This is a genomic window from Streptomyces sp. WM6386, assembly GCF_000972385.1.
Lineage (GTDB): Bacteria > Actinomycetota > Actinomycetes > Streptomycetales > Streptomycetaceae > Streptomyces.
On the sequence record NZ_JXTE01000158.1, the window covers coordinates 1 to 2,338 of the forward strand.

Consider the following 2,338-nt stretch of genomic DNA (forward strand, 5'->3'; position numbering starts at 1 on the left):
CGCCTCAACCGCGAAGGCCGCGGCACCCGCGTCGAGATCCACCCGCTCAACCAGTCCCAGGTCTCCCGCCCACGTCAACGCGTGGTGGAGTTCCGCACCCTCAACATCCGTCACTGGGACCGCATCGTCGAAGCCTGGGCCGACGACAACATCCAGGCCCTCGACGACGCCTGGATCGACCAGATCGTCGACCTCGGTTCCCAGTGGGGCCAGTACGAGTACGTCACCAACGTGGGCTTCGCAGCCTGAGCTATTACGTCGTAATAGCTCAGCCCCCTATTACGACGTAATAGGGGGCTGCTTCATCAGAGGGCTCAGACGGCCTGGCCGTCACTTTCCACCAGGTCGGCTCGCTGCTCCTGATGCTCGTTGAGGATCCTCAGCATCTTGTCGAACTCGGTGTCGCTCATCTTCCGGATGAGGTGCATCGCGAGGAAGGCACCATCGTCGTAGGGAAGCTTCGGCGGCGTCCGCAGATCGGCCTCAGCGGCCTCGACCGCTGCGACCTCTTCAACCGCCTTGCTCGCCGAGGCGTTGCCGCGCGGCTCCGGGACCGTCTCCGCACGCTGCACCGGTGCTTCGACAGCCACCGCCTTCTCCTGGCGGGCACCATCCTCTATTACGCCGTAATAGCCCTCGGCCCCATCATCCGGCTTCTGCGCCCGGCGCTCCTGCTTCAGGACCTCCTTGCGGACCCGCTCGGCCTTCAGCTCCTCCAGTACCTCTTCCTGCTGCTCGGCCGGCTTGTTGCCGACAGCCCGCAGCAAATCGATGGGGTCCTGGCCGACCCGCTGCTGGAGTTCGGGTGTCAGGTTGAGCAGAGCAAGCCTCTGAGATACCCATCCCTGCGACCGGTGCAGCCGCTTCGCCAGAGCGGTCTGGCTTCCGTGGATCACGAGCAGCCGTTGCAGCGCGCGGGCCTCGTCGAGCTCCTCGAGGTCCTGCCGGTGGATGTTGGCGACCAGCGCCGACTCCAGGAGCTCTTCGGAGGTGGCGCCCTGTTCGTCACTGACCATGACCTTGACGGAGGCCAGGCCTGCCTCACGGGCGGCCGCGAGCCGGCTGCTGCCGTCGATGACGACATAGGTCGTCTCCGGCTCCAGGTCGGCCTCGTGCGCAGGGTTGGCCTTCACGTAGGCGTCGCGGTTCATGACCGTGATCGCCTGCTTCTGCCCGTGCGTCTTGAGGCTCCCTGCCAGATCGGTCAGGTCGCCGAGGCTGGAGCGCGGGTTGTCGGGGTTGAGGCTCACCCGGTCGGTGGGCAGTTCCGAGGGCGGGGCGACCCCATCGGTCGGCACCCCGGTCGCCGCAGCCACGGCCTGGCGGCGCGCGCTGATGCCTCGGGTGGCCCCGCCGAAGCGACCGGTGCCCAGCTGATCGGCCTTGCTCATGAGATCTCCCGTGCGAGGGCACGCATACCGACCGCCTGCTGCGACTTGGGGGAGTAGGACAGCAGCGGCTGCTTCACCCGCACAGCCTCCTTCTGCTCCTTGAGGTCTCCGATGAGCCCGACGACCTTCGGATCCTTTATGTCGACCCACCCTTGAAGGGAAGAGGTGGCGATGTACCCGCGTCGGGAGTCGTAGAGGTTGACGACGATCCCGAGGTAGTCGATGTCGATCTGCAGGTCGCCGCGCAGGTCGTCGATCTGAGTGGTGAGCAGCTCGTAGGCGTCGGCGGAACTGTCCTCGGCCTGGACGACGATGAGCGCCCCGGACTGGCCGGGCTTCTCGCCGTCGCGTCGCCTGCCGTAGTAGGCCGCGGCGTCCATGCTGAGCCCGAGGCTGGGCGGGCAGTCGACGAGGATGACGTCGTAATGCGCCTCCAGCGGGGCCAGCGCCCGCTCCAGGGCGGCTTCCCGCGCCCGGACGGCCGACAGGCGTACGTCGAGGAGGAAGGCGTCGTTGCACGCGGGCAGCAGGTGCAACCGGCCGGCGAAGTGCTCGTCGTCGACGGAGACGATGAGGTCGCGCAGGTCGCCCTTGGGATCGCCCGCCATGTGATTGGTGAGGCTGTCGCCGTTCATCGGCAGGGGAGTGCCACCCAGTTGGTTGGTGAGGTGGCACTGCGGGTCGAAGTCGACGAGCAGGACCCGCAGCCCGAGGCCGGGAAGGTCCTCGGTGTCGAGCGGGCTGTCGAGCGCGTCGCTGGCGGCCGCGAGCTGCTTGGCGATACGGACGGGGTAGAGGCGGCTGGGATCCTCGGCGAGCGCCTCACCGGTGCCCGCCGTGATGGCCGTCTTGCCGACGCCGCCCTTCTGGTTGCAGACGACGATCCGGCGGGTGATGGCCGGCCTCTCGACGTCCGGTGCGGGATGCGTGTCCAGCCACAACTGCAC

Annotated in this window: 2 protein-coding genes and 1 pseudogene; 1 reads left to right on the top strand and 2 read right to left on the bottom strand. The window is 67.7% G+C overall.

Translation table 11 applies throughout. The features are described 5' to 3' along the window. Nucleotides 1–249, top strand: a pseudogene (locus TN53_RS40260) (transcriptional regulator); the annotation flags it as partial. A gap of 65 nt (nt 250–314) precedes the next feature. On the opposite strand, the gene TN53_RS40265 reads toward TN53_RS40260, so the two are convergent. Continuing rightward, nucleotides 315–1,391 (bottom strand): ParB/RepB/Spo0J family partition protein, encoded by a 1,077-nt coding sequence (locus tag TN53_RS40265; protein WP_046263831.1) that lies wholly within the window; start codon nt 1,389–1,391, stop codon nt 315–317. Further along, a partial coding sequence (locus tag TN53_RS40270) for a ParA family protein (protein ID WP_046263832.1) occupies nt 1,388–2,338 on the bottom strand: 951 nt, incomplete at its 5' end. The genes TN53_RS40265 and TN53_RS40270, both read right to left, overlap by 4 nt.

What these genes read in the sequence shown, in the direction of transcription:
- TN53_RS40265 (WP_046263831.1), bottom strand. Translation starts at nt 1,391, where the DNA reads ATGAGCAAGGCCGATCAGCTGGGCACCGGTCGCTTCGGCGGGGCCACC.